General features: G+C 59.2%; 20 protein-coding genes and 6 pseudogenes. 15 read left to right on the forward strand and 11 right to left on the reverse strand.

Features of this window, described 5'->3' with window-relative positions:
• Window positions 1-234: 234 nt before the first annotated feature.
• Window positions 235-942 (reverse strand): hypothetical protein, encoded by a 708-nt coding sequence (locus KQH60_RS00960; protein ID WP_237574691.1) that lies wholly within the window; start codon window positions 940-942, stop codon window positions 235-237.
• Window positions 943-947: 5 nt separating this feature from the next.
• Window positions 948-1,667: a hypothetical protein gene (locus tag KQH60_RS00965; RefSeq protein WP_237574692.1), complete on the reverse strand. Its 720-nt coding sequence runs from the start codon at window positions 1,665-1,667 to the stop codon at window positions 948-950.
• Between the two features lie 499 nt (window positions 1,668-2,166).
• Here KQH60_RS00965 and argG point away from each other — a divergent pair, with 499 nt between their 5' ends.
• The gene (argG, locus tag KQH60_RS00970) at window positions 2,167-3,525 is read left to right on the forward strand and encodes an argininosuccinate synthase (RefSeq protein ID WP_237574694.1); all 1,359 of its coding nucleotides are present in this window, start codon (window positions 2,167-2,169) and stop codon (window positions 3,523-3,525) included.
• Between the two features lie 73 nt (window positions 3,526-3,598).
• Window positions 3,599-5,044, forward strand: a complete 1,446-nt coding sequence (locus KQH60_RS00975) for an NAD-dependent succinate-semialdehyde dehydrogenase (RefSeq protein WP_237574695.1) — start codon at window positions 3,599-3,601, stop codon at window positions 5,042-5,044.
• 73 nt (window positions 5,045-5,117) lie between these two features.
• On the opposite strand, the gene KQH60_RS14955 is transcribed toward KQH60_RS00975, so the two are convergent.
• Window positions 5,118-5,195, reverse strand: coding sequence for a hypothetical protein (locus KQH60_RS14955; protein WP_368669309.1), 78 nt, complete (start codon window positions 5,193-5,195; stop codon window positions 5,118-5,120).
• A gap of 647 nt (window positions 5,196-5,842) precedes the next feature.
• Between KQH60_RS14955 and KQH60_RS00980 the strand changes: the two genes are divergently transcribed.
• From KQH60_RS00980 to KQH60_RS00990, 3 genes are all read left to right on the forward strand, one after another.
• The gene (locus tag KQH60_RS00980; RefSeq protein WP_237574696.1) at window positions 5,843-6,124 is read left to right on the forward strand and encodes a helix-turn-helix domain-containing protein; all 282 of its coding nucleotides are present in this window, start codon (window positions 5,843-5,845) and stop codon (window positions 6,122-6,124) included.
• A 124-nt stretch (window positions 6,125-6,248) separates the two neighbouring features.
• The gene (locus KQH60_RS00985; protein WP_237574698.1) at window positions 6,249-8,891 is read left to right on the forward strand and encodes a response regulator; all 2,643 of its coding nucleotides are present in this window, start codon (window positions 6,249-6,251) and stop codon (window positions 8,889-8,891) included.
• Window positions 8,892-9,013: 122 nt separating this feature from the next.
• Complete coding sequence (locus KQH60_RS00990) at window positions 9,014-10,258, forward strand: phosphatidylserine decarboxylase family protein (protein WP_237574699.1); 1,245 nt, start codon at window positions 9,014-9,016, stop codon at window positions 10,256-10,258.
• A 164-nt stretch (window positions 10,259-10,422) separates the two neighbouring features.
• Here the strand turns inward: KQH60_RS00990 and KQH60_RS14960 are convergent.
• Window positions 10,423-10,647: pseudogene (locus KQH60_RS14960) on the reverse strand (MlrC C-terminal domain-containing protein); the annotation flags it as partial.
• A gap of 79 nt (window positions 10,648-10,726) precedes the next feature.
• Between KQH60_RS14960 and KQH60_RS01000 the strand changes: the two are divergent.
• Both KQH60_RS01000 and KQH60_RS01005 read left to right on the forward strand, forming a co-directional pair.
• Window positions 10,727-10,936 carry a LysR substrate-binding domain-containing protein gene (locus KQH60_RS01000; RefSeq protein WP_255779000.1) on the forward strand — a complete coding sequence of 70 codons (210 nt, stop codon included), beginning with the start codon at window positions 10,727-10,729 and terminating at the stop codon, window positions 10,934-10,936.
• A gap of 293 nt (window positions 10,937-11,229) precedes the next feature.
• A complete protein-coding gene (locus tag KQH60_RS01005) occupies window positions 11,230-11,493 on the forward strand; it encodes a hypothetical protein (RefSeq protein ID WP_237574702.1) in 264 nt (87 codons plus the stop codon).
• A gap of 169 nt (window positions 11,494-11,662) precedes the next feature.
• Here KQH60_RS01005 and KQH60_RS01010 read toward each other — a convergent pair whose 3' ends face one another.
• Complete coding sequence (locus KQH60_RS01010; RefSeq protein ID WP_237574704.1) at window positions 11,663-12,280, reverse strand: TetR/AcrR family transcriptional regulator; 618 nt, start codon at window positions 12,278-12,280, stop codon at window positions 11,663-11,665.
• 255 nt (window positions 12,281-12,535) lie between these two features.
• Between KQH60_RS01010 and KQH60_RS01015 the strand changes: the two genes are divergently transcribed.
• Both KQH60_RS01015 and KQH60_RS01020 read left to right on the forward strand, forming a co-directional pair.
• Window positions 12,536-13,324: an alpha/beta fold hydrolase gene (locus tag KQH60_RS01015; protein WP_237574705.1), complete on the forward strand. Its 789-nt coding sequence runs from the start codon at window positions 12,536-12,538 to the stop codon at window positions 13,322-13,324.
• A 306-nt stretch (window positions 13,325-13,630) separates the two neighbouring features.
• Window positions 13,631-13,723 (forward strand): annotated as a pseudogene (locus KQH60_RS01020) (aldehyde dehydrogenase family protein); the annotation flags it as partial.
• A gap of 124 nt (window positions 13,724-13,847) precedes the next feature.
• Here KQH60_RS01020 and KQH60_RS01025 read toward each other — a convergent pair.
• Window positions 13,848-14,777, reverse strand: a complete 930-nt coding sequence (locus tag KQH60_RS01025) for a DMT family transporter (protein WP_237574706.1) — start codon at window positions 14,775-14,777, stop codon at window positions 13,848-13,850.
• Between the two features lie 522 nt (window positions 14,778-15,299).
• A pseudogene (locus KQH60_RS01030) lies at window positions 15,300-15,585 on the reverse strand (MBL fold metallo-hydrolase); the annotation flags it as partial.
• Between the two features lie 241 nt (window positions 15,586-15,826).
• On the opposite strand from KQH60_RS01030, the gene KQH60_RS01035 reads away from it, so the two are divergent.
• The gene (locus tag KQH60_RS01035; RefSeq protein WP_237574708.1) at window positions 15,827-16,681 is read left to right on the forward strand and encodes a sulfite exporter TauE/SafE family protein; all 855 of its coding nucleotides are present in this window, start codon (window positions 15,827-15,829) and stop codon (window positions 16,679-16,681) included.
• A 319-nt stretch (window positions 16,682-17,000) separates the two neighbouring features.
• On the opposite strand, the gene KQH60_RS01040 is transcribed toward KQH60_RS01035, so the two are convergent.
• Entirely contained in the window at window positions 17,001-17,195 is a 195-nt protein-coding gene (locus tag KQH60_RS01040) for a hypothetical protein (RefSeq protein ID WP_237574710.1), read from the reverse strand.
• 250 nt (window positions 17,196-17,445) lie between these two features.
• Between KQH60_RS01040 and KQH60_RS01045 the strand changes: the two are divergent.
• Window positions 17,446-17,594, forward strand: a pseudogene (locus tag KQH60_RS01045) (isocitrate lyase/phosphoenolpyruvate mutase family protein); the annotation flags it as partial.
• Window positions 17,595-17,597: 3 nt separating this feature from the next.
• Here the strand turns inward: KQH60_RS01045 and KQH60_RS01050 are convergent.
• Window positions 17,598-17,849, reverse strand: a pseudogene (locus KQH60_RS01050) (MerR family DNA-binding transcriptional regulator); the annotation flags it as partial.
• Window positions 17,850-18,015: 166 nt separating this feature from the next.
• Between KQH60_RS01050 and KQH60_RS01055 the strand changes: the two are divergent.
• From KQH60_RS01055 to KQH60_RS01070, 4 genes and pseudogenes are all read left to right on the forward strand, one after another.
• Window positions 18,016-18,474 (forward strand): annotated as a pseudogene (locus tag KQH60_RS01055) (Rieske 2Fe-2S domain-containing protein); the annotation flags it as partial.
• 104 nt (window positions 18,475-18,578) lie between these two features.
• Window positions 18,579-18,716 (forward strand): hypothetical protein, encoded by a 138-nt coding sequence (locus KQH60_RS01060; RefSeq protein WP_237574711.1) that lies wholly within the window; start codon window positions 18,579-18,581, stop codon window positions 18,714-18,716.
• A 437-nt stretch (window positions 18,717-19,153) separates the two neighbouring features.
• Entirely contained in the window at window positions 19,154-19,636 is a 483-nt protein-coding gene (locus KQH60_RS01065; RefSeq protein WP_237574713.1) for a glycoside hydrolase family 108 protein, read from the forward strand.
• Between the two features lie 2 nt (window positions 19,637-19,638).
• Entirely contained in the window at window positions 19,639-20,289 is a 651-nt protein-coding gene (locus KQH60_RS01070) for a hypothetical protein (protein WP_237574765.1), read from the forward strand.
• A gap of 273 nt (window positions 20,290-20,562) precedes the next feature.
• Here the strand turns inward: KQH60_RS01070 and aceB are convergent, their stop codons facing one another.
• Window positions 20,563-22,158 carry a malate synthase A gene (gene aceB, locus KQH60_RS01075; protein ID WP_237574715.1) on the reverse strand — a complete coding sequence of 532 codons (1,596 nt, stop codon included), beginning with the start codon at window positions 22,156-22,158 and terminating at the stop codon, window positions 20,563-20,565.
• Window positions 22,159-22,299: 141 nt separating this feature from the next.
• Window positions 22,300-23,607 carry an isocitrate lyase gene (gene aceA / locus KQH60_RS01080; protein ID WP_237574716.1) on the reverse strand — a complete coding sequence of 436 codons (1,308 nt, stop codon included), beginning with the start codon at window positions 23,605-23,607 and terminating at the stop codon, window positions 22,300-22,302.
• Window positions 23,608-23,857: the final 250 nt, after the last annotated feature.

Here is a 23,857-nt window from a genome sequence, read left to right on the forward strand (position 1 = left end):
TATGCCGTCTTTTATGGAGGGGATTGAGCTCGATTAACACTGTTCTGCGATGGTCAATCTGGCGTCGCACCCATCAATGGCGAGCGCAGCAGGCTCATTATCGTGCTCGCGGTTGCGCGCCACCGTGAATAGTTACGTCTGTAGTACTAAGAGCAGATAAAAGCGATGGCCGCATTCGTGCGTATGCTCGGCACGAGTGACGGTCGTCGGAAATAGTGTAAGACAATACTACGTTTAAAAGCGTGCGAGATAAATATGCAACCTGTCAATAGTATTTTGAGTAAGCTTGTTACGCTTGATAAAAGCCATGATTTCGATTTTGGCGCCTTCTTGTTGTGCAGGAGATAACAGCCACGTCAACCTTAGGATTTTTTTTGCTTGAAACACCTGCATGATGTCCAATTCATCAGCGCCGTCGAGTAAGCGTAGCGCACGTTGCCATACCTGTTTTGTTACGGTATTGTCTAGCAGCGCTGTGCTTTCTAACAACCCAAGCGCCGCCGCTGTACGTTGTGCAGGCTCCACGCGTTGAATGGCGGGTGCGAGCAGCGAAAATTCATACGCTTGTAGAGCGGGCGGTAAATACTCTAGCACGTGGGGTAGGTAGCGCAACGCGCTGCCTAGTTGGTGAGTGGGCAATGACAACGTCATGCGACGCAGATTGGCAAAGTACTCCGGTATTTGAGTCTGCGGAACGACCCACATTACTTCGGCTAATGCGCCAATCGGCGCACCTAGGTGCGATTGCGACAGGCGCTGCACCCATTGTTGAAATATTCTATAATATTCGGCAGACTTCGTATTATCGTCAATGTGGTGAAAATCCGGTAGGAGCCTCGCTAGGTTTGCGATCAAATCGGCTTGCCCGGCTACGCTTAAATTGGGAAGTCGGTTTAGAAAAACCCGATATTCGCTTTCATACCGCGAGGGGTCGATTGGCAAGCATTTTAGCAGCGATGCAAGTTCGGCCCAAGTATCGTCCGGCTCTCTGCCTCGGCGTTCGGCAACTGCATACGCAAAATTGTACATTTTGAGTTGTTGCGGGCTGGATAATCGCTTATATCCTCGATCATCTGTTTTTGTACCTGCAAACGTTGCTTTTTTGGCATGCGGTCCGCAGTCTCAAAAATAAGTGAGAATGCTGTTGGCTTTTGCTCATCGGGCAGGTTTGATATTTGCAACGCCAGCCTCATGAGTGGCTCGGCGCGCAACGCAGTGTTTGAGCGGATGCGTTCAATGTCGGCTAACAACTGAAGCGCTGATGTTAAATCAAGCGTTCTTGCGTTTGTGTACGAGGCGCGTGTATGGCAAAGATAGCTTAGCCGCCGTTCTCGCAGCACGTGGTATGTGCGCCTGTCCACGGCCGACAGATCGCCGATAAGATGAAAGGGTATGTAGGCGGCTATTTGCTGGATGATGTCGGGCGGCAGATCATGGTAGGTTGTCGGACGGTTTTTACGAATTATTGTCGAGTCATTGGCTGGTTCTTTGACTTGATTTTCCGTTGCACATGTCATCGACTCTTTCAACGTATAGGCGTTCTTGGGCGCCATCTGACGCGATGAGCCAGGCGGCGCGGCTCCAGCCGCATGATGGCTTTGCTGGCTCTGCATTGCGTATAGGGCCACCTGAGCGCTGGTAGATGCAAGGTTCGGATCAAAATCCATGAGTGATTAAGCATGTTTAATAGGCATGCAAATGGCATCATCGGTAGAGACACTTGTCGTTGAGCTGCGAATGCATCGCGGCGCCTGGGTGTCCATTGCACTAACCGCGCGATTTGCCATGATGGGCGAAATTTAAAGTCATCTATGTGTAAAGCGCAGATTAACGGAAAAAATTGTCGAATAAACCGATTAAGCAGGATCAAATACCTTTTGTCTGATTAGATAATGTCCGATGTGTTTTTAAGCAACATCATGGCGGGTTAATCAAAAGTTGACGCGCTGGCGTGACGCATTCGCCGTGCACGGCGCAATACGCGAGAACCTGCTGTCACTACGCTGTATGGCACGCGCACGTCGCGCGTGGCGTGTAAACTAGGGTCAATCGAAGGGGCGCTTGGCCCGAACGCCGTCTGCGTTGCGTTTGGTAATACAATGGATGGCCTGCGGGCGCGACGCCCTGCCTGCAAGCGTTTTCATCCGACATTTCCGCATATTCGCTATGGCAACTATCCTGCAACAACTTCCGCGCGGCCAAAAGGTCGGCATCGCGTTCTCCGGCGGCCTGGACACTAGCGCAGCGCTGCACTGGATGCGCATCAAGGGGGCGATCCCGTATGCGTACACGGCCAACCTGGGGCAGCCCGACGAGACCGACTACGATGACATCCCGCGTCGCGCGAAGCAGTACGGGGCCGAAAACGCAAGACTGATTGATTGCCGCGCGCAACTCGTCGCAGAGGGCTTTGCCGCGCTGCAGTGCGGCGCGTTCCACATCAGTACCGCTGGCGTCACCTACTTCAACACGACGCCGTTGGGCCGCGCAGTGACCGGCACGATGCTGGTGGCGGCGATGAAGGAAGAGGGTGTCAACATCTGGGGCGATGGCAGTACATTTAAAGGCAATGATATCGAGCGTTTCTACCGTTATGGGCTGCTCGTCAATCCGGGCCTGCGCATTTACAAACCATGGCTGGACCAGACGTTCATCGACGAGCTCGGTGGCCGAGCCGAGATGTCCGAGTTCATGCGCCAGGCGGGCTTTGATTATCGGATGTCGGCTGACAAGGCGTATTCGACCGATTCGAACATTCTCGGCGCCACGCATGAGGCCAAGGACCTAGAGCAGTTGGACAGCAGCGTGCGGATCGTCGCGCCGATCATGGGCGTCGCGTCGTGGCGCGACGACGTGCAGATTGCCCGCGAGGACGTGACCGTGCGGTTCGAGCAGGGTCTTCCGGTGGCGATTAACGGCGTTGAATTTGATAGCGGCGTCGAGCTACTGCTCGAGGCGAACCGCATCGGCGGACGGCATGGGCTGGGCGTGAGCGACCAAATCGAGAACCGGATCATCGAGGCGAAGAGCCGCGGCATCTATGAAGCGCCGGGACTGGCGTTGCTGTATATCGCCTATGAGCGCCTGGTCACGGGTATCCACAATGAAGATACGATCGACCAGTATCGTGATAATGGTCGTCGTCTTGGACGACTGTTGTACCAAGGTCGCTGGTTTGATCCGCAGGCGATCATGCTGCGCGAGGCGTCGCAGCGCTGGGTTGCGCGCGCGATCACCGGCGAGGTGACGATCGAGTTGCGTCGCGGGAACGATTATTCGATCGTCAACACCCAATCGCCGCATTTGACCTACCAGCCCGAGCGGTTGACAATGGAAAAAGGTGAATCAACGTTCTCGCCGTTGGACCGCATCGGCCAGTTGACGATGCGCAATCTCGATATTGCCGATACCCGCGACAAGCTGCAAATCTACGCGAAGACCGGCGTGCTCGGCGCCAAAGGCGAGATCTCGCTGCCGCAGCTGGAGCAAGGTGAAGGTTGGCACGGCGACGACGTGGGCCAGTAACGCCCCGCTGTGCCGCATCGCATCGCAACGCAAGTAGCATGACCGTACTCTAACTTTTCAGGGATGAGGCAGCATGGTTACGTCGAGCTATACGGACACCCGACTCCTCATTGACGGCCAGTGGTGCGATGCGGCGAGCGGCAAGACGCTCGACGTGGTCAATCCGGCGACTGATCAGGTCATTGGCCGCGTCGCGCACGCCGGCATCGCGGATTTGGACCGCGCGTTGGCGGCCGCGCAGCGCGGTTTCGATACTTGGCGCAAGGTACCGGCCCACGAGCGCGCGGCAACGATGCGCAAGGCCGCGGCGCTGGTGCGCGAGCGCGCCGAGGGGATCGCGCGGCTCATGACACAGGAGCAGGGCAAGCCGTTTGCAGAAGCGCGCATCGAGGTGTTGTCGGCAGCCGATGTCATCGAATGGTTCGCGGACGAAGGGCGGCGCGTCTATGGTCGGATCGTGCCGTCACGCAATCTTGCGGTGCAGCAGTCGGTGTTGAAGGAGCCGATCGGGCCGGTCGCCGCCTTTACGCCTTGGAATTTTCCGGTCAATCAAGTAGTGCGCAAGCTCGGCGCGGCGCTCGCATGCGGGTGCTCGTTCCTTGTGAAGGCGCCGGAGGAAACGCCGGCATCGCCGGCGGGGCTGCTGCAGGCGTTCGTCGACGCCGGCGTGCCGGCCGGCACCGTCGGACTCGTGTTCGGCGATCCCGCGGAAATCTCGAGCTACCTGATTCCGCATCCGGTGATTCGCAAGGTGACGTTTACCGGATCAACGGCGGTTGGCAAGCAACTCGCGGTGTTGGCCGGCGCGCACATGAAGCGTGTGACGATGGAGTTGGGCGGCCACGCGCCGGTGATCATTGCCGAGGACGCCGACATCGCGTTGGCGATCAAGGCGGCGGGTGGGACAAAGTTCCGGAACGCGGGGCAGGTGTGTATTTCGCCGACGCGTTTCCTGGTACACAACAGCATCCGTGAGGCATTCGAGGCGGCACTGGTCAAGCACGCACAGGGTTTGAAAATCGGTGACGGACTTGCGGAAGGTACCACGCTCGGCCCGCTGGCGAACGCGCGTCGTCTTGCGGCGATGACGCGGATTGTCGAGAATGCGCGCGCCACCGGCGCGACGGTGGCCACCGGTGGCGAGCGGGTCGGCTCCGCAGGCAATTTCTTTGCGCCGACGGTATTGACGAACGTGTCCCGGGAGGCGGACGTGTTTAACCAAGAGCCATTCGGGCCTGTTGCCGCGGTCCGCGGCTTCGACCGGCTCGAGGATGCGATCACCGAAGCGAATCGGTTGCCGTATGGCCTTGCTGGCTATGCGTTCACGCGCTCCGTGCGCAACGTGCATTTGCTGTCTCATCAACTCGAGGTGGGCATGCTTTGGATTAATCAGCCTGCGACGCCGTGGCCTGAAATGCCGTTTGGCGGCGTCAAGGATTCAGGGTATGGGTCTGAGGGCGGGCCGGAGGCGATGGATGCCTACCTGGTCACCAAAGCGGTGTCCGTGACGGCGGTTTGATTTCGCCGTGACGCGGCCGCCGCGGTATTCGGGCGCTCGGCGGGCTGGCCGTGCCCGAACAGGACTTATCGTGCTAGCATTTTGGGTCGGCCGGCGTGATGAGTCCCAGGTGATATTGAATTGAGTCGGCATAGGGATCGCGATGGCGCACGAGGCTCGCGCTAGGAGGCAGTTATGCGAACATCGCCGCCTTGATCGTCAGAATCTGCTGCAGGCGTTGCATGGTTACTGGGCGCAATGCCTGGGCCGACGGATGCGGTACCGCGGCGATTTTTGCGCAGCGTCGACCGTCAGCGCCTTGTGGCGGACCGCGCGCCGATTTTCGCACAGCGGTATGAGTTCCGGGAAGGCGTGGCTGTCGATATAGGCCCCGCGCCTCACGCTTCGAGAATAGGCTCTTCCACGCGAAGCCGGCCGGCGGCCCTGCAACCGCCCCATCCGGTCACCCAAGGCTGCTGTTAGCAGCAGAAATAGGTTAGCGAAAAATCGGATAAATCCGCTCAAAGGGGTTTGCGTTGCCTTAACGTGAAGTCACGTCGCAGGATGAATGCGATGCATTATGGTTACCGAGCGAGTAGAGTCGATCGTAGCTTTAGGCCGACCGTCAGCCTATTAACAAACCTATAAATTAAAGGCTTTCTTCATTGATGGGCGCGTCGTGGCTCGATCGCTGTGAGGTGGCGCGAGCTGCACATCGGCGCCGTTGTGCATCGTCACGGTTGCGGGGGCGAGCATGCGAGCCGGAGGCGGTAGAATTCACTTTTTCCTAGATATTCTGCGATAACCGATTTGATAGCCATGTCGATAAAAAACAGCGTCCCGTCGAAAGCGCGGCATACGATCAAGCCCGCAGACGTGCGGCGTGAGGAACCGATGGATGGCGGCGCCAAGCTGTTTGTGCTGAACGGCATCGACAAGACGACGATCGACGACATCGTCATCGAGGCAGCTAATTCGAAGGGCACGTTCTATCATTATTTTAAGTCGAAGGATGAACCCGTTGACGCATTGCGAGGCGATTTTCAAGGCCTGGTGATGTTGTTTGCGAGGATGCAGACAGCCGGTGCGCAAGGCGCTTGAAGTGTCGCGTGGTTTGCGTTTAGATTAGCGTTCGCTATGTTCACCGGTCTGCGTGATGGTTGCGGGCCGTCGCGGCGGCATTGGCCGGGTGCAGGAATTCCGCGCGATATTTGCAGGAGGAGCCATGTCCGTGCTCGACGAATCTCGGCGCCATGTGGGTGGCGACGGTGAAATGGCGCAGCGGATTCGGGCGTTTGACTGGTCCATGACCGAATTGGGCCCGATCGAGCGTTGGCCGCAGAGCCTGGTGTCGGTGATGCAAGTGGTGCTGGCTTCTCCAGTGCCGATGGTGGTGCTGTGGGGCGTCGATGGCTATATGCTATACAACGATGCGTATGCGGTATTTGCTGGCGGCCGGCATCCGTACTTGCTCGGCTGTCCGGTTGAGCAAGGCTGGCCGGAAGTGGCCGCGTTCAATCACCGCGTGCTGGAAACTTGTCTTGCTGGCGGCACGCTGACGTATCGCGACAAGGAGCTCGTGCTGCTGCGCGACGGCAAGCCGGAGGACGTCTGGATGGACTTGTACTACAGTCCAGTCGTCGGCGACGATGACGTGCCTGCGGGCGTCATCGCGGTAGTCGTGGAGACAACCGAGCGCGTGTTGACCGAACAATCGCGGCAACACGCAGAGGTCGCACTGCGGCTGGCCAACGAGCGGTTGCAACTCGCGCTCAATACCGGCGCGGTACTTGGCACGTGGGTTTGGGACGTTGGCTTCGGCACGGTCAGCGGCGACGAACGCTTTACCCGCACCTTCGGCGATGTTTCGCAGCGACAAGTCCGTGACATCGGCGATCTATTGTCCATTCAGCGGGTCGATCCTGACGACGTCGAGCACGTGCAGGCGCAGATGCTCGCGTCGCTGCGCTCACAAACGCCGTTTCGCGCCGAATACCGGATTACACGCGCGGACGGCGAATTCCTTTGGGTGCAGTCGAGCGGACAGTGGGAACTGGATGCGCACGGAGGGCCACACCGGCTGCCCGGCGTGCTGATCGACATTCATGAGCGTAAGGTCGCCGAAGCGGCATTGGTGCAGTTGACGGCCACCCTGGAGCAGCGGGTCAAGGACGCGGTTTCCGCGCGGGCGGCGGTGGAGGCGCAACTACGGCAGGCGCAAAAAATGGAAGCGCTGGGCAGCCTGACCGGCGGCGTTGCCCATGACTTCAATAATGTCTTGCAAGTGATCAACGGCAACTTGCAAATGTTGTCGGCGGAACTGGCCAACCACCCAGTTGCGCAACGCCGGATCGCAACCGCGGCGGAGGCGGTGCGGCGTGGTGCCCGGCTCGCATCGCACCTGCTCGCATTCGCGCGCCGCCAGCCGTTGTCGCCGTTGGTGGTCTGTCCGCGACAGTTGCTTGAAGGCATGGATGAGATGATCCATCGTTCGCTTGGCGAGACGGTCAATATCGATACGATTGTGCCGGATGACTTGTGGAACGTGCTGGTCGACCGCAACCAACTGGAGAACGCGCTACTGAATCTGGCCATCAACGCCCGCGATGCGATGCGCGGTGAGGGCACGTTGACGATCGCCGCACGCAACGTGGTGCTGGACGGCAAGCCGGACAACGGTCACGGCGGTGGTGGTGATACGGAGGTCGGGCCGGGCGAGTACGTCTGCTTTTCGGTCTCAGATACCGGTGTCGGCATGTCCGCCGAGGTGCTTGAACACGCGTTCGAGCCGTTCTACACGACTAAGCCGGAAGGCCATGGAACCGGGCTGGGCTTGAGCATGGTATTTGGCTTTGTCAAGCAAAGCGGCGGCCACATGGAGATGGAGAGCGTGGTCGGGCGCGGCACGACAGTTAAGTTGTTTTTTCCGCGCTCGCTCGAGGCGCCGTGCACGGACTCGCCCGCGGCGCCGGGCGGCGTACCGCGCGGTAACGAGACGGTGCTCATCGTCGAGGACGATGCGGACGTGCGCCTGACCGCCGTCGACATGATTGCGCAGCTTGGCTACCAGGTGTTGACTGCATCGACCGGCGACGAGGCCAAGGCGATACTGCTCGGCGACGCGCGCATCGACCTGCTGTTCACCGATGTCGTGATGCCGGGGGATGTGAAGAGCCCCGAACTTGCCCGCCTCGCCACGCAACGGGTGCCGTCGGTGCCCGTGGTGTTCACGTCGGGCTATACGCGCGACGAGATCTTCCATCATGGCCGGCTCGATCCGGGCGTGACGCTGCTGGCCAAGCCGTATCGGCGTGATGAGTTAGCGCACAAGCTGCGCAGCGCGCTCGAGGGGCAGTCTAGGGGGCAAGCGACGCCTCGGTCGGCGCTGTCGCCCTACGAGAACGAGTCGCCATCGTGCTCGCCCGCTGAGTCGGCATCGTCTTCCTCATTGCCATCACTTGTGACCCCCCAGTCCGCCGCCCACGGGCCGCGCGACGAAGAAGGGCAACTGCCATGTCATGTGCTCCTGGTGGAGGACGACGCACCCTCGCGCGAGGCGATGCGCGATCTGATTGAGGTGATGGGGTTGCGGTGCTGTGCCGCCGGCAGCGCGGAGGAAGCGCTGGAGCGGGCCACGGCGCAGCGCTATGACGTCTTGCTGAGCGATCTCACGTTGCCTGGCATGGCCGGCGACCAGCTTGCATTGGCACTGCGGCGTACCCAGCCGCATGTCCATGTGTTTCTGATGTCGGGGTATGGGCAGTGCGCGGATGTCGATCCATTGCTCAACGATGTTCCCGTGTTGCAAAAGCCACTGGACGCGCTGGCGCTCGGCCGTCGAATTGCGGCGTGCCGCAAATCGGCGTAGCGGTGTTGCCCGTTGGCTGTCGGCGCAGTGGCCGCACGATATGACGATGCTCCCGGGCAAGCGCCTTGCTAAAGCTGATGTATTGACTCTATTCCTTACCTTATCGACAGATGGAGAGAGCAATGGCATCTGGAAAGGGCGCTCCCATGCGCGAAAGGCGGCGGCTCGGCGGCTGGCTTCCTAACCGGGAGGACGCGCTGGCGCAGTATCGGCTGGAATTGGCGGCGTGCGCAAAAGCACGCCGCGGCTTGCGTACCAGCGTGGTCCAGGAGCTGGCTGCGTTGGTGAGCAACGATGCTGTATTACGCATGAACCTCGAACGGGCCATCGAGGATGCGCGTGGCGCCGGCTACCAACTGGGCTACGCGACGATCGATGAGTTAATGACCTTGATTGACTATCTGATGACGTATGCACCGCCCTTCAGCGAGTCGAGTCTGGTCATCTGCCCTCTCAATGCGTTGTTCGACTGGCCAATGTGCATGCCGTCCGGCTATGCATTTTTTCGTGACCCGGCGCTCAATGCGCAACTCAAGCGGGTATTGAATCATTGGTGCGGGTTCCTGAGCGGTCCGTACTCCCGAACACACCTGAACACTCAGTCACCGCACGGCTGGTTCTGCAACGAAGCGCTAAAAAAACTCGGCATGATGGAGTTTATCTGCGATCCTCAGCAACCGTATTGGGGCTTCGCATCCTGGAATAATTTCTTTACACGCCAGTTCAAGCCCGGCGCGCGGCCTGTCGATGCGCCGCACGACGCCAAGGTCATTGTCAGTGCTTGCGAGGCGTCGCCCTACCACATCCGCTCGGACGTTCAACTTCATGATCGCTTCTGGATCAAGGAGCAGCCCTATTCGTTGCAGGAAATCCTAACGACGGGCGAGCGCGAATTGGCCAAGCGGTTCGTCGGCGGGTCCGTGTATCAGGCATACTTGAGCGCGTACAATTATCATCGTTGGCATGCGCCGGTCAGCGGTACGGTATCGAAGGCGTACGGGATCGATGGCAGCTATTATTCTGATTTGGAAGCCGAAGGGGTCAGCCTGAGCGGGCTGAATGCCTCGCAGGGTTACACCACCGCGATTGCCGCGCGGGCGGTGATCGTGATCGATTGCGATGACCGCGCACTCGGGCAGGTCGCCTGCGTGTTCGTCGGGATGGGCGAGGTCTCGTCATGCAATATCGTGGCGTTGCCCGGGCAACATGTGGACAAGGGCGACGAGCTGGGTTATTTCCAGTACGGTGGCTCCACATACTGCTTGATATTCGAGCCGGGTGTGATCGAGCAGTTCGAGCCGCAGCCGCCATTCGACGACAATGTCGAGCCAATCAAGGTCAATGCGCGGCTGGCGACGGCGCGATAGGCTCTGGTGCCGCGGCGTTCTGCGCTGTACAGGAAGCGACTGTTGAGTTGCTGGCCATCGCGGAGCGCATGTAGCTCCCGGTGAGCGGCATCAAGCCATGGATGGCTTGCAGAAACGACCAGAAAATCCCCGGCGTCATGCCGGCAACCAGCAGGCTCATGCATGGCGTCGGAGCGGGCGCCTGCTTGGTAACGGATGCCGGTGATCACGACGCGCACGCCGGCACTGGCGATCAATGCGCAGTCTCCAAGCTTGGCTGGTATGCTGGCCAAGCCCGTCATCACCCTGTCGCGCTTGAGCGCGAGCACGGTCCAGCGGTGATCCAGCGGCGCGCCCGACATCGGACCGACCTCGCCACCGATACGCAGCGGCAGCGATGCGCCGACACCGGCGACAAACGCTAGCTGTACCGCGCCAGCATCCCATACTGGCCCGACGAGTGCCGATTGGCGCCGGCTCCACTACTTTCTGCGCTACGTTGGCGCGGGGCTGGGCGTAATATTTCTGTCAGTTTATCCAGTGGAGCGCGAGCTGGCCGCTGGTGTGCTTGTTGCACGGCGCACGACCAACGCCGTGCTCGAGAGCGCCAAGGCTCAGCTATTCGTGCGGCGCGGCCGTCGCTATTCGGCCGCCGTGCAAGCTTTTCTCGCGCAAATGCGACAGTTCGGCCTGTTTTAGCGCGCAAGCTGTCCGGCACGGATGCGGCTCGCCGGCGTGTCGGTCTAGCCTTCGATGATCGCCCGCGTCAATCCGTGGCTAGTTTGCACCGCCTCGGGCGGCCATGGCCGTGAGGATACGATACGGCGCAGCAACGGGCGGATTGACGCGTCCACGAGGCCGGCGATTGCACGCTGCCGATCTCCACCGCGCGTCTGCTCAAGCGCCACTGTCTAACCTACTGCTTGCTGCACGGTGCTCTGTGGCCGATGCATATCAAGAAGTGATCCCGACCCATCGCTGGAGTTTCAACTATGACCGAGCAACTGTTCAGCCGTACCGGTGTTCGCTACGAGGTGGCGCTGGACGTGTTGGGCGCCATAATTGCCCACCATAGCGAAGTCGTTGCAGTCGAGCGTGACAAGCTGGTGCCCGATGAGGCGGCTATCGAGCGCGCCCTGCAGGCCAAGGATGCGCTGTACGCACTGCGCGACGAACTTGACCCAAGGGAGCCCGAGGTTATCGAGCGCGTTATCCAGCAGTACGCCCCATGGGCCCGCGAACTGTACGGTTACTAAAGACGGAGGAAAATGATGCCCGGCAGAACGTCCAAATACACGGTGGAGGCGAAACGTCTAAGTACACGGTAGACAGCGCCTACAAGGACGTAGAGTGCGATGCCTTGGCGAGGACTCAGGCCCAGGAACAGTCCAAAGCAATCTGTCTCAGCATCCATCGATTGCGCCGTCAATATAGTCGCCCCTCGTCGGAAAGCCGTGCTGCGACACCCGCTACCACCTCTTCAACGATCTCTTGCAGCTGTGTCGGTTTGCTACCGTCGCGCGCCTGGATCGATATGCCCTGCATGACAGCAGCCAAATGGCGCGCCAAACGTCGAACCTCATGCGTCCCCGCAAAGGGCTGAAGCGCTTGCGCAATCCGTTCGCGCATGGCCTCACGCCGCGCGGCCGCGTCGCGGGCGAGTGAGACATGATTGGGGTGACACGCGATCATGCCGCTTGAGATCAAGCAGCCTCGTTCAAGGTGAGGGTTAGTGACGGCTCTCACGGCTCCCTCAAGCAATACTCGCACCGCCTCCGCCAGCGACGTTGCCGAGTGAATGGACGCCACATCGAGGCCTCCGAGCGTCGCCTCATAGCGGCTAACAGCTTCCCGATAAAGCTCCGCCTTGCTGCCGAAGGCAGCATACAGGCTGGGAGGTGCTATCCCGATCTCCTTCGTGAGATCGCCGATCGACACTCCTTCATAGCCGTGCCGCCAGAATAGCCGCATTGCGGTGTCGATCGCCTTTTCCCGGTCAAAGCTCCAAGGCCGCCCGCCGCGCGATTTCGAGTCTCGTTCCATAGCGACACTAAACAACCCTTGACATGAAAAGTCAAGCGAGATAATTTATCGATCACTAAACAACATGGAGCGCCACTCATGAACCACTCAAGACGTACCTTCCTCGCCGGCACGGCCGGCCTTGCCGCCCTAGCCGCCAAAGTTGCCTATGCGACACCTGGAGGGACCCACGCATTCGCCGACACACCGAGTGCCTTTCCGGATAGGGGGGGACCTGCGCGTGAGCCGTTTGTTGTTCGCTCTGCCGATGGCGTGATGCTGACGGGCGACGCGCAGGGCGACAGCCAAGCGCCCGAAATCCTGTTCATTCACGGGCTGCGTCAGAGCCGCCTGAGTTGGGAAAAGCAGTTCGCCGATCCTGCGCTAGGGCACTTGCGCATGGTCGGCTTCGATCTGCGCGGCCATGGTGATTCCGATAAGCCGGTTTCGCTCCAAGCCTATTCCGAGGCCGATCGATGGGCGGATGACGTCGCCGCGGTTATCGCCGGCGCTAAGCTTCGCCGACCCGTGCTGGTGGGCTGGTCGCTCGGTGGCTTTGTGATCGGCGCGTATCTGCGCAAATATGGCGGCTCTGCCATTGCCGGCATTAACCTGGTCGATGCCGTTACCAACTTGTCGCCGGATCTTCTCACCGAGGAGGCGGCAGCCTTTACCAACACCACCACCTCTCACGATCTCGCCGTACGGACCGCGGCCACAGCCGAGTTCCTCGCTGCCTGCTTCCACCGGCCGCCGACAAAGGTGGAGATGCAGCGCATGCTGGTCGTCAACGGCATGACGGAACGGGCCGTGAACGAGGGCTTTATCAAGACGGAGACGCCCAATTTCGAGCCCGTCTTTAAAGCCTATGCTGGCCCGATCTTGCTGACGCACGGCGTCCATGACCGGCTCGTGCGCATGGCGATGTCGGAACGGATCAAATCGATTCATGCGAACAGCCGCCTGTCGCTCTTCTACGAGAGCGGACATAGCCCCTTTTACGAGGAGCCGGTGCGCTACGGACAAGAACTTGCGGGATTCGTGAAGACAGCCAACTATGGCTGAAAAAATCACCGTGAACCTGGATTGACAGCATAATCCTGCCAATCCTTCGGCCGCCGAGCGTGCTGGGCCTGACGCGACGCCTCCGTTTTTTTCGGGCTTTCGCACTTGGGACATCAATGCCGGCGGCGTTCGCTTGGCCGGCGTCATCGGCGCGGCGGTGCGAGGCCACCGCCCATGCTGCTACACGGGTTTCCCGAGACGCACATTGTGTGGCGTAAGGTCGCCCTGATACTGGCCATGTGATCCTATGCTATCGTGCTTGTGCTTGTGCTCGTGGGAGACGATACGCAAACGCGTTCATGGTTCGTGCTCGACGACGCCGATCTGGACTTGGCCATCGCCAATACGGCCTGGGACGTGTATCTGCACCAGGGGCAGATCTGCATGGCCACCGGTCGCTTGGTGCTCGGAAACGTTTCCAATGCGCAAAATGGCAAGCTCTGGCAGAACAACTGGTTGCTTCGGCTGCCAAGCGTATAGGGGACTGTCGTCGCCATCCGTGCTGTCAACGCGTTGCCCGTTGCTATGATGGCTGTGGACGCAGTCGCTCGATCACGCCCGTGGCGAAGACGGTACCGACCAGCACAATGGCACAGCATTCAATCATCCATATTGATATGGATAACGAAAGGAATAGTGAATCCCAAAGCATGCCGAACACCGGGATCACGAATGCGGCGGTCATCGCGTGAGTCGGCCCGCCGGCGGTGAGCAAGCGAAAATACAGCACATAGGCAACACCGGTGCACGCCACGCCGAGCGCCAGTGCCGCGAGCCACGCTTGCAGCGAAACCGGCGTCGCTGGCCACGCCCACGCGGCGAGCGGCAGCAGTACGATCGATGCACCGACGAGGCTACCGGCCGCGATCGTTAAGGGGTCGATGTCGGACAAATAGCGCTTCGTATAGTTGGCCGCGATACCTAGCAGCGCTGTGGCGGTGAGTCCCGCGCCGGCGGCTAGTGCGGTGGCCCACGCACATGGCGCTGCGCCTGCGATACTGCCCGTTGCACTGATCTGACTTCCGACCATGAGCGTTACGCCGGTGAAACAGAGCGCGATGCCGGCGATTCGCATGATGCTGGGTCGGACCCCGAGCCACAGAAACGCTACCAGCGCGCCCCACAGCGGTGCGGTCGCGTTGATCACGGAGGCCAGGCCTACCGACAGGGCGGGCACGGCATACGCAAACAAGCAGAACGGCATTGCAGCGTTCAGCACGCCGAGCACAAACAACGGCCGCAGCTTGCGTTGCGAATGACGCCATTTTCCCTCCACGCCTTTTCGCGCGATCAATAGCGTGACTAAGAAAGTGGCGCCAATCGATACACGCAACGCCACCATTGGCACGACGCCGAACTCCGCAACGCCAATACGCACGAAAAGAAATGACGTACTCCAAAGTGCTGCGAGCGCCAGCAAATTGGTCAAGTTAAACACCGCTCGGGAAATCATGCGTAGCCTTCGCAGGGTAACCGGCATTGCACGTTGCACGCATCGACAATTCCGGATGGGACAAGGACAACTAGTTAAGCGCCACTGTGAAAGGCTATTCGAAAGCACGAGCAGTATTGGTGGGGTCAGCGGAGGCGGTTATGCTTTCGGCGGATAACGCATGGTAAGCGCAACAGCCGCTGGCTTGTCTGAAGAGCAACCTATGGGCGGATTCGCTTCTTATCGTGGTAGTTTTTTATACCAAGATAACACCACCACGCTATTACAGTCTGGTACGCATCGAGAAAGGCGCGGCTTTCGGTGGTTCTCGTAAGCCGGAGGGTGGAGAATGGGTAGTCAATGCATCGCTTGAAACCGTCCGTTACAGCGCATCGTAAGTGGGTAAAACATCCGTGATCCGACAAAACGTTGCCGCGTTACGCTGCCGCGCTGCGCCGCAGCGTGCATTGTTCACTACATGGTGTTAGTTCATCCGACTGTTGCGTCAATGTGTCACGTTGCATCCCAGCTTCGCGTGTAATGGCGCCCGCCAGGCGAGTAGTCGTGACAGATGTATAGCCGGGTGTACGCCGGCAGTTTCAGGATTTTGCGTATGGATCGGTATAGCGTACGCGCGTCCCCCTCCGGGGAAGTCGCACCTCGCCAAGCCATGGCCGGGCATGAGCAGCGTGTCGTTGACGAATGCTGCGTACTCGTGTCCGGTACACACCCAATATGTCATGCAGGCCAATGTGTTGCCCGGCGTGTGCACCGTATAGGTTGGCAAGCCACCGATGGAGAGTTTGATGCTGTCGTCCAGCAGCACATCAACGCATCGGGTGCGCATTGCCGGATGCCGAACGCATTGAATCGAACGCTTATGGCAGTGTCTCACATCGATCGCACGCTACGCAGGCTCAAGCATGGCGGCGCTTGGCCAAAGCGCATGCAGGGCTGTTCGCGTTGGGGCTGCACAGCGGTGCTGTCCGTGAATGGACGCTAATGGAGGGCGTGGCATTTTGGGTCGGGCCGCGCGTCGGGTTGTGCGGCTCGGCGACACCCCGGGGACAATGGGGAGTGAAGAAAAAATGATGGACAGCAGTGCGATCCTTGGCGTTGCCGTTGGCTTGGTGCTGGCATTGACCGGCGCGGGCGGTGCGATTCTTGCGGTGCCGCTGCTTTTGTTCGTGCTGGATCTAAGCGTTGCGCGGGCCGGCCCGATAGCCTTGCTGGCTGTGGGCATGTCGGCAGCGGTCGGCGCGGCGCTGGGCTTGCGCGGCGGGATTGTCCGCTGCCGGGCGGCCGTGCTGATGGCGGCAAGCGGCATGATGATGTCGCCGATTGGTCTGTGGGCGGCGCGCTGGCTTCCCAATGAACCGTTGGTGCTCGTTTTTGCGTGCGTGCTGGCGTGGGTATCATGGCGCATGCTCCTTCAGGGTCGTGCGTGCGCCGGCGTCCATCCGGATCGATGTACGCCGTGCACGAGCATGGCGCCCCCTTGCCAATTGGATCCCGCGAGCAGGCGTTTTGTTTGGACAAGTGCCTGCGCGCGCGCCTTGATGGCGTCGGGCGCCGGTGCAGGATTTTTGTCCGGCTTGCTTGGCGTGGGCGGCGGCTTCGTGATCGTGCCGGCGCTCAGGCGCGCTACGGACGCGCCGATGCAGATGATCGTTGCGACGTCGTTGGCGGTGATTACATTGGTCTCAATGGCTGGCGTGGCCGCCAGTGCGCTAGCTGGACGGATGGACTGGCCAGTGGGCTTGCCGTTTGCCGCGGGTGCCGTCGTCGGTATGCTCGGCGGACGCCGGATCGCCTCGCGGTTGAGTGGACCGCGCTTGCAACAGGGTTTTGCAGTGGTGGCTGGGTTGACTGCACTTGGCATGATGGCCAAGGTGCTGCTTGCCTCGCGCGGTTGGCAGGCGTGAACGACGGCGCGCGTGGCGATACCGTGGGCTTCGCTTGCCGGACGGCGACGCTCACAGCCATGCTTGCGACGTGTCCCGCTGCACATGTAGCAGGCCAGCCTGATGAAGGGTACCGGCTATCGTCTGCCGTGCTGTGAGGTATTGCGTGAGCACCGGTCGTACTTTATTGGTTGCCCAAGCGGAACTGGCGCTACGCCAGCGGCGCCCATCGAGGCGGCACGCTGGTAGCAGCCGAGTTTCGTGCTCGGCGACGGCTATCCACGACGAGTTCAGCGACCCGACGGTCGGTCATCGACAGGTCGCTGGTCGCTATTGCGCGTTAGTCGAGGAGCGCCTTCAAGTTTGGCGCACCTTGCTGGATAAAGCTCTGTTCCGGGGCTTTGATGGCTGCCTTTTGCTTGTCAGACAGCGGCGCGAATTCGGCCCGGTCGAACTGGATGGAATCGGTGGGCGAAATGGGTTGAACTGTACTAAAATCCACAGCGCCAGAAGCACCTCTAATATCGACACTCATTGCTATCCTCCAACAAAGTAAGGGGCCAAGGCCCTAGTGGTGTGTACGCGGGTGTCCCCGCGCCACTCACTATGACAGACCGGCCATCGGCGCACGATTGACTCGCGAAGAAGGCGGTTCGAAAGCGAACATCGAGCCAGCGGCTCGGCACTGGTTGTACAATCGATCATTAATCGACGTGGCAACTGCTCGGCGTGCCAGCGGGTCAATGCGTACCAAACTATGCTACCCCTTTGCGTAGAGAGGCGAAATGTCCCGCGCTGCCGCCGACAAGCACGCCGCCTTTCGGCAACGGCACCAATCCGGTTGCTTTGTCTTGCCGAATGCACATGGGACGGGGGCAGTGCTCGTTATCTGCAATACATTGGTTTCGAGGCGATCGTGACGACCAGTTCCGGCACCGATCTGGCGTTGCACGAGAGTCACCAGTGAATGATCTGGCCGATCCAGGCAAGATCCGATGTCGGCGAGCGGCATGCCGAAGCGACGCAGCACATGTATTGGGTACAGGCGCGCGACGTCGTCGAGGCTATAAAGCCGGTATCTCGCTTCAGAGCGTGCCGAAAACTTCAGCAAACCGATCGCATCATAGTGGTGCAGCGTGCGTACCGTCAGTCCGCTGCGTTTGGCCAACTCTCCCACCGTCAAGCGCATTGCCTTTGCCTCCGTTTCCAGCGTTTCAACAAGATGAGCCCTGACGGCGCGTGAGGATCAAGCGGAAAATCGTCAAGGCGGGTGATCAGCCCTCATGGGGATGTTTCTTCACGCTGCCATGGCGTTGTCAAGTCACGGGACTGGGGCGGCGTCCCGCGCCGTAACCATTGATGCACTGCCTTTGCCGGACACCGGCGTCATCGACTTGACTGCCAGCGCCTCGGCGCGAGATCTGCGCCGGATGCCAATTCACCCGGACCACTGGTACCCGTTGGCCTGGTCCCACGAGGTCAAGCGGGGCAAGGTGCTCGGCGTGCAGTTTGCAGGCGATCCGATCGTGCTGGCGCGCACCGCGTCCGGCAAGCTATTCGCGCTGGAAGACCACTGTGCGCACCGGCAATTGCCGCTGCACGCGGGCGTGGTCGAAGGCGAATCCATCCGCTGCGGCTATCATGGCTGGGCCTACGATTGCGGCGGCCACTGCATCGACGTGCCGTATTTCAGACGAAAGCGCCTGCCCAACGGGGGGCGTGCCTATCCATGCCGTGAAGGATACGGCCTGATATTCGTCTTTCTGGGCGAGCCAGCCTTGGTCGACGCGCGGTCACTGCCTGTGCTGCCCTCGGTTCATCGAAACGTGCATTATTAATTAGGAACGCTTTGTAAAATGGACTTGAATCTATCGAAAATATGCGGGCGGATGAACCACTCGGATCGTAAGTTGCTAGGATGCTCGAGCGGTTATCACGTTTGCACTATGTACTGGCCAAGCTGGTGATGCATCAGCGGTGTCAGTTGCTCAAGAACCTGGAGGCGGTCAATCGTGCACTGCATCTGGGCGACGTAAGCGGTATGCCAATAGCGTGATGGCATGATGGGACAAATGACGCAGTTCAAAAAGCTTGAAATTTTTTTGAACTTGTGAGAAATTTCCCTTCGTCCGAACGAAGGGGCGCGCAGCGAAATGAGGCATGACGATTCGCTGAGGCAGGTGCAGTACCGCGGTCTTCGATCCATGCAAGCGATGTTTGGAACACGATAATGAAAGCGAATACTGGCTTGACTCAACGACACTTTCCTCAGGTACGCAGTACGCACCTAGCCTCTTTCCCCTACTGTCAGTTTTACGAATACGGCGGTAACGCCGCGTGATGACTGATCAAGCATATTCACTTTCCTGCTCATTGTTTAACGACTCACGCTGATGTTTGTCGGCGTGATGCGGTGCTTTAAAAAATCTGACGCATGAATCGCTTATCGCTTTGTGTGTGAAGCGAGATTGTTCCTTTTCCTGGTAGAGAAGTATGAGCGTTTTCGACGATGCATTCGATAAGCTTATTGGCAATGAAGGCGGTTATTCCAATAACCCTCAGGATCCAGGGGGGGAGACGATGTGGGGCGTGACTCAGCGCGTCGCGCGCGCATGGGGCTATACTGGCCCGATGCAGGAGTTACCGCGTGAGACAGCGAAACAGATCGCCAAGACCCTGTACTGGGATCCATTGCACTGTGACCGCTATGACGCACGGGTCGCGTTTCAAATTTTTGATGCCAATTACAACGGTGGTCACGTTGTTACCTGGATGCAGCAGGCCAGTGGCGCATTCGCCGACGGCAAACTTGGGCCCAAGACGATCGCTGCGGTGCAGGCCGTTGATCCTGAGCTTTTCATTATGCGTTTTATTGCCGCGCGCTTGACTTACTTGACCGCACTGCAAGCTTGGCCAAGCTTTGGCCGCGGCTGGGCGCGACGCATCGCGACTAACTTAAGAGTGGCTGGAGGTTGACCATGTTACCGATTGTTCTTGCACTCGCACAATTCGCGCCGCAGATCGCGCATTGGATTGGCGGCAGTCAAGCCGAGCAAGTGGCCCAAAAAGTGGTCAATATCGCCCAAACTGTCACGGGCACGAGCACCCCGGAACAGGCACTGGCCGCGATCCAGGCAAACCCAGATCTTGCCTACCGGTTTCAGGAGTCGATCGTTGAGAGTCAGGTTGATCTGGAGCGCATTGCAGCGGATGTGGAAAAGACGCGCATTACGGCCAACGTGGAAACTGCGAAGACGAATGCAGCCGATCGCGCTAATGCCCGGCAAATGGCTTTAACTGAACACGATCACACTCCGCGTAACCTGGCCTATCTGTACACAGTTGGCCTATTTTTGGTGATTGGCGCGCATTTCTGGTTGCTGTTCTCTCGCATCCCCGTCAATCCGGTCGCCTTTGGCGTGCTCGGCAATATTGAGGGGGTGCTGATCGCGATGGTGTTGGGCGCAAAAGAATTCTTTTTTGGCTCATCTTCGACGGCAACCAAGCAGGCGGCGGTGATTACCAGCTTCGCGACCGATCCGGACACGCATGTGACGACACAAACGATGAATGGTGCACCGACGTCTGCTCGAGCAACGTTGCCCACTATAGCGAACGACAGATCATAAATTTTAATTAAATGATGCAAGCGAGTGCAGTAGTTTAGGCGTTAACGAGAGGGATGCCAGTGTGGAGTGAAAAGGCACATCTCATACGAATTGGCGTATAAGCAACCGTTTGCTCCGAGCAGAGATAAGTAATGCATCTTTGTTTGATATGGAATGTAGTTGAATATCAGTTAAATATGGTAAGGAGTGCTAATGGCTACGGCAGCTGAAAAAATTGCAAAAAATTATCACTGTCTCACGGAAAGTCATACTGACTTACCAGCAATCCGATCGTCAGATCGCTTCGTATAGCGGCAGCGTCAGAAAGTCGGTGAACGTGTCCGACGTCGACATCTGTTCGAAGATCTGCGCGGCCCAATCGTATGGCGCAGTATCGCCGCCAACGACGGCCTTGACCTTGGCGAGTTCCTCAACGCTGAGCGCGCGCACGAGTTTCGCGGTCACCTTGCGGCCGTCATCGAGCTTGCCCTTCGGCGAGCGGATCCACTGCCACACCTGAGAACGCGAGATCTCGGCGGTCGCCGCGTCTTCCATCAGGTTGTGGATTGGCACGCAGCCGTTGCCAGCCAGCCACGAGCCAAGGTAATGGATGCCCACGTTGATGTTGTTGCGCAAGCCGGCTTCGGTGATCGGCGCTTGCGGACGGAAGTCGAGCAGATCCTTGGCGGTGACTTGCACGTCGTCGCGTTGCTTGCTGATCTGGTTGGCTTTGTCGCCGAACACCTTGACGAACGCTTCCATCGCGATCGGCACCAGACCAGGGTGGGCGACCCATCCGCCATCGTAGCCATCGCCCGCATCTCGGGCCTTGTCTGAACGCACGCCGGCCAGCGCCTTGTCGTTGGCGGCCGAATCGTTCTTGATTGGAATCAGCGCGCTCATGCCGCCAATCGCCGGCGCGTTGCGTCGGTGACAGGTTTTGACCAGCAGCAACGCATACGCCCGCATAAAAGGCGCAGTCATCGTCACCTGGGCACGATCGGCGAGGCAGAAGTCGTTGTCGGTCTTGAATTTCTTGATCGCCGAGAAGATATAGTCCCAGCGCCCGGCGTTCAGTCCAGCACTGTGTTCACGCAGTTCGTACAGGATTTCGTCCATCTCGAATGCGGCGAGGATGGTCTCGATCAGTACAGTCGCGCGGATCGTGCCACGCGGGATGCCGACTGCCTGTTGCGCGGTGACGAAAACATCATTCCACAGCCGCGCTTCTAGGTGGCTTTCCATCTTCGGCAGGTAGAAATACGGACCAGTGCCGCGCGACAGTTGCTCTTTGGCGTTGTGCAAGAGGAACAACGCGAAGTCGAACAGACCACCGGACACGCGTTGACCATCGACCGTCACATGCTTCTCGTCGAGGTGCCAACCGCGGGGGCGCACCAGCAGCGTCGCGATCTTGTCGTTGAGCCGGTATGACTTGCCGTTCTGCTCCAACGAGATCGTACGTCGTACCGCGTCTTTCAGGTTAATCTGGCCTTGGATTTGGTTGTCCCAATTCGGCGCATTAGCGTCCTCGAAGTCGGTCATGTACGCGTCTGCGCCAGAGTTCAGCGCGTTGATGATCATTTTGCGCTCGACCGGCCCCGTGATCTCGACACGACGGCATTGCAGGTCGGCAGGCAGCGGCGCGACAGTCCAGTCTCCATCTCGAATGGCTTGGGTCTCGAGCAGAAAGTTAGGCCGCTCGCCGGCATCTAACCGCTTTGCACGCTCCGCGCGCGCAGCCAGCAGGGCTTGGCGGCGCGCTTCAAATTGGCGGTGAAGCTGGGCAACCAGCGCGAGTGCGTCGTGCGTGAGGATCGCATCGAAGCCGGGCTTGAGCGGGGCATGAATTTGCACGCCTTCGGGCAGCGAGAGAGCCGGGTGGGCCATGGTTTCTCCTTGTTAGGTCAAATTGATTCCGCGACGATCAAGCGCACATCGAGCAGGGGGCTGTATGCGTCGAACAGCACCGCCCTCGGCATGGCTGTGCGCGCAGGTGATTTTATTGTCGAGGCGGTCAGCCGACGTAGCTTACGCGACTTTCTTACTGTCGAAGAACTGCTCATCTTCGGTGGAGCCATGCAGTGCGGTCGTCGATGCTTCGCGCTCGATCGTCTGCGTGAGCGCGTCGAAGTAGCCGGTGCCGACTTCACGTTGGTGCTTGACCGCGGTGAAACCCTTTTCGGCTGCGGCGAACTCGGCCTGCTGTAACTCAACAAAGGCGCTCATCTGGTTGCGCGCGTAGCCATAGGCGAGGTTGAACATCGAGTAGTTTAGGCTGTGGAAGCCAGCCAGCGTGATGAACTGAAACTTGTAGCCCATCGCGCCGAGTTCCTTCTGGAACTTTGCGATCGTTGCATCGTCCAGGTTCTTTTTCCAGTTGAACGACGGTGAGCAGTTGTACGACAGCAGCTTGCCCGGGAATGCCTTGTGGATGGCCTCGGCAAATTTCTTCGCGTATTCCAGGTCCGGCTTGCCGGTCTCGCACCAAATGAGGTCGGCATACGGTGCGTATGCCAGGCCGCGCGAGATCGCTTGCTCTAGGCCCGGGCGGGTGCGGAAGAAGCCTTCAACCGTGCGCTCGCCAGTGAGGAACGGCTTGTCGTTGTCGTCGATATCGGAGGTGATCAGCTCGGCGGCTTCCGCGTCGGTGCGGGCCACCAATACCGTCGGTGTGCCGCTGACGTCGGCCGCTAGCCGCGCTGAAATGAGTTTGGCCACCGCTTCGCGGGTTGGCACCAGCACCTTGCCGCCCATGTGACCGCACTTTTTGACGGAGGCAAGTTGATCCTCGAAGTGTACCCCGGCCGCACCTGCCTCGATCATCGCCTTCATTAACTCAAATGCGTTTAGCACGCCGCCAAAGCCGGCTTCGGCGTCCGCGACAATCGGTGCGAAGAAGTCGATGTAGCCTTCGTCACCCGGATTCTTGCCTTCGGACCATTGGATCTGGTCAGCACGGGCCAGCGTGTTGTTGATGCGCTTGACGACCAGTGGCACCGAGTTGGCCGGGTACAGCGATTGGTCCGGATACATTTCGCCGGCGACGTTAGCATCGCCCGCGACTTGCCAACCTGACAAGTAGATTGCCTTCAACCCGGCCTTGACCTGTTGCATTGCTTGGTTGCCAGTCAATGCGCCAAGCGCGTTGACGAACGGCGCTTCGTTCATCAGCCTCCACAGCTTTTCGGCGCCGCGCCGGGCAAGCGTGTGCTCGACCGGTACCGAGCCACGCAAGCGAATCACATCGTCTGCAGTGTAGCCGCGCTTGATGCCCTTCCAGCGCGAATCGGTTTCCCACTGGGCCTGCAGTTTCTGAGCTTCCTGTTGGCGAGACATAGCGTTCTCCTGACTCGAATGATGGGTTAGCCTGGTCGACTCCGGGTTTCCAACGCCGCATTAAGCGTTGTGTCGTGAAGTCTTATATAAGAGTTTAGGCAAACCACGTCGACCGAAACAGGGGCGAAAAAGGTTTGATTGAGTATATTTAATGCATAATAATCAATGAAATAAAGATATTATTTCATATTGTGATATTAAATTTTCTATGCTGCAACAGAATTTTTTTGCCATGCACTACCTATTTTTA

This window comes from Mycetohabitans sp. B8 (assembly GCF_021991875.1).
In the GTDB taxonomy this organism is placed as follows: domain Bacteria; phylum Pseudomonadota; class Gammaproteobacteria; order Burkholderiales; family Burkholderiaceae; genus Mycetohabitans.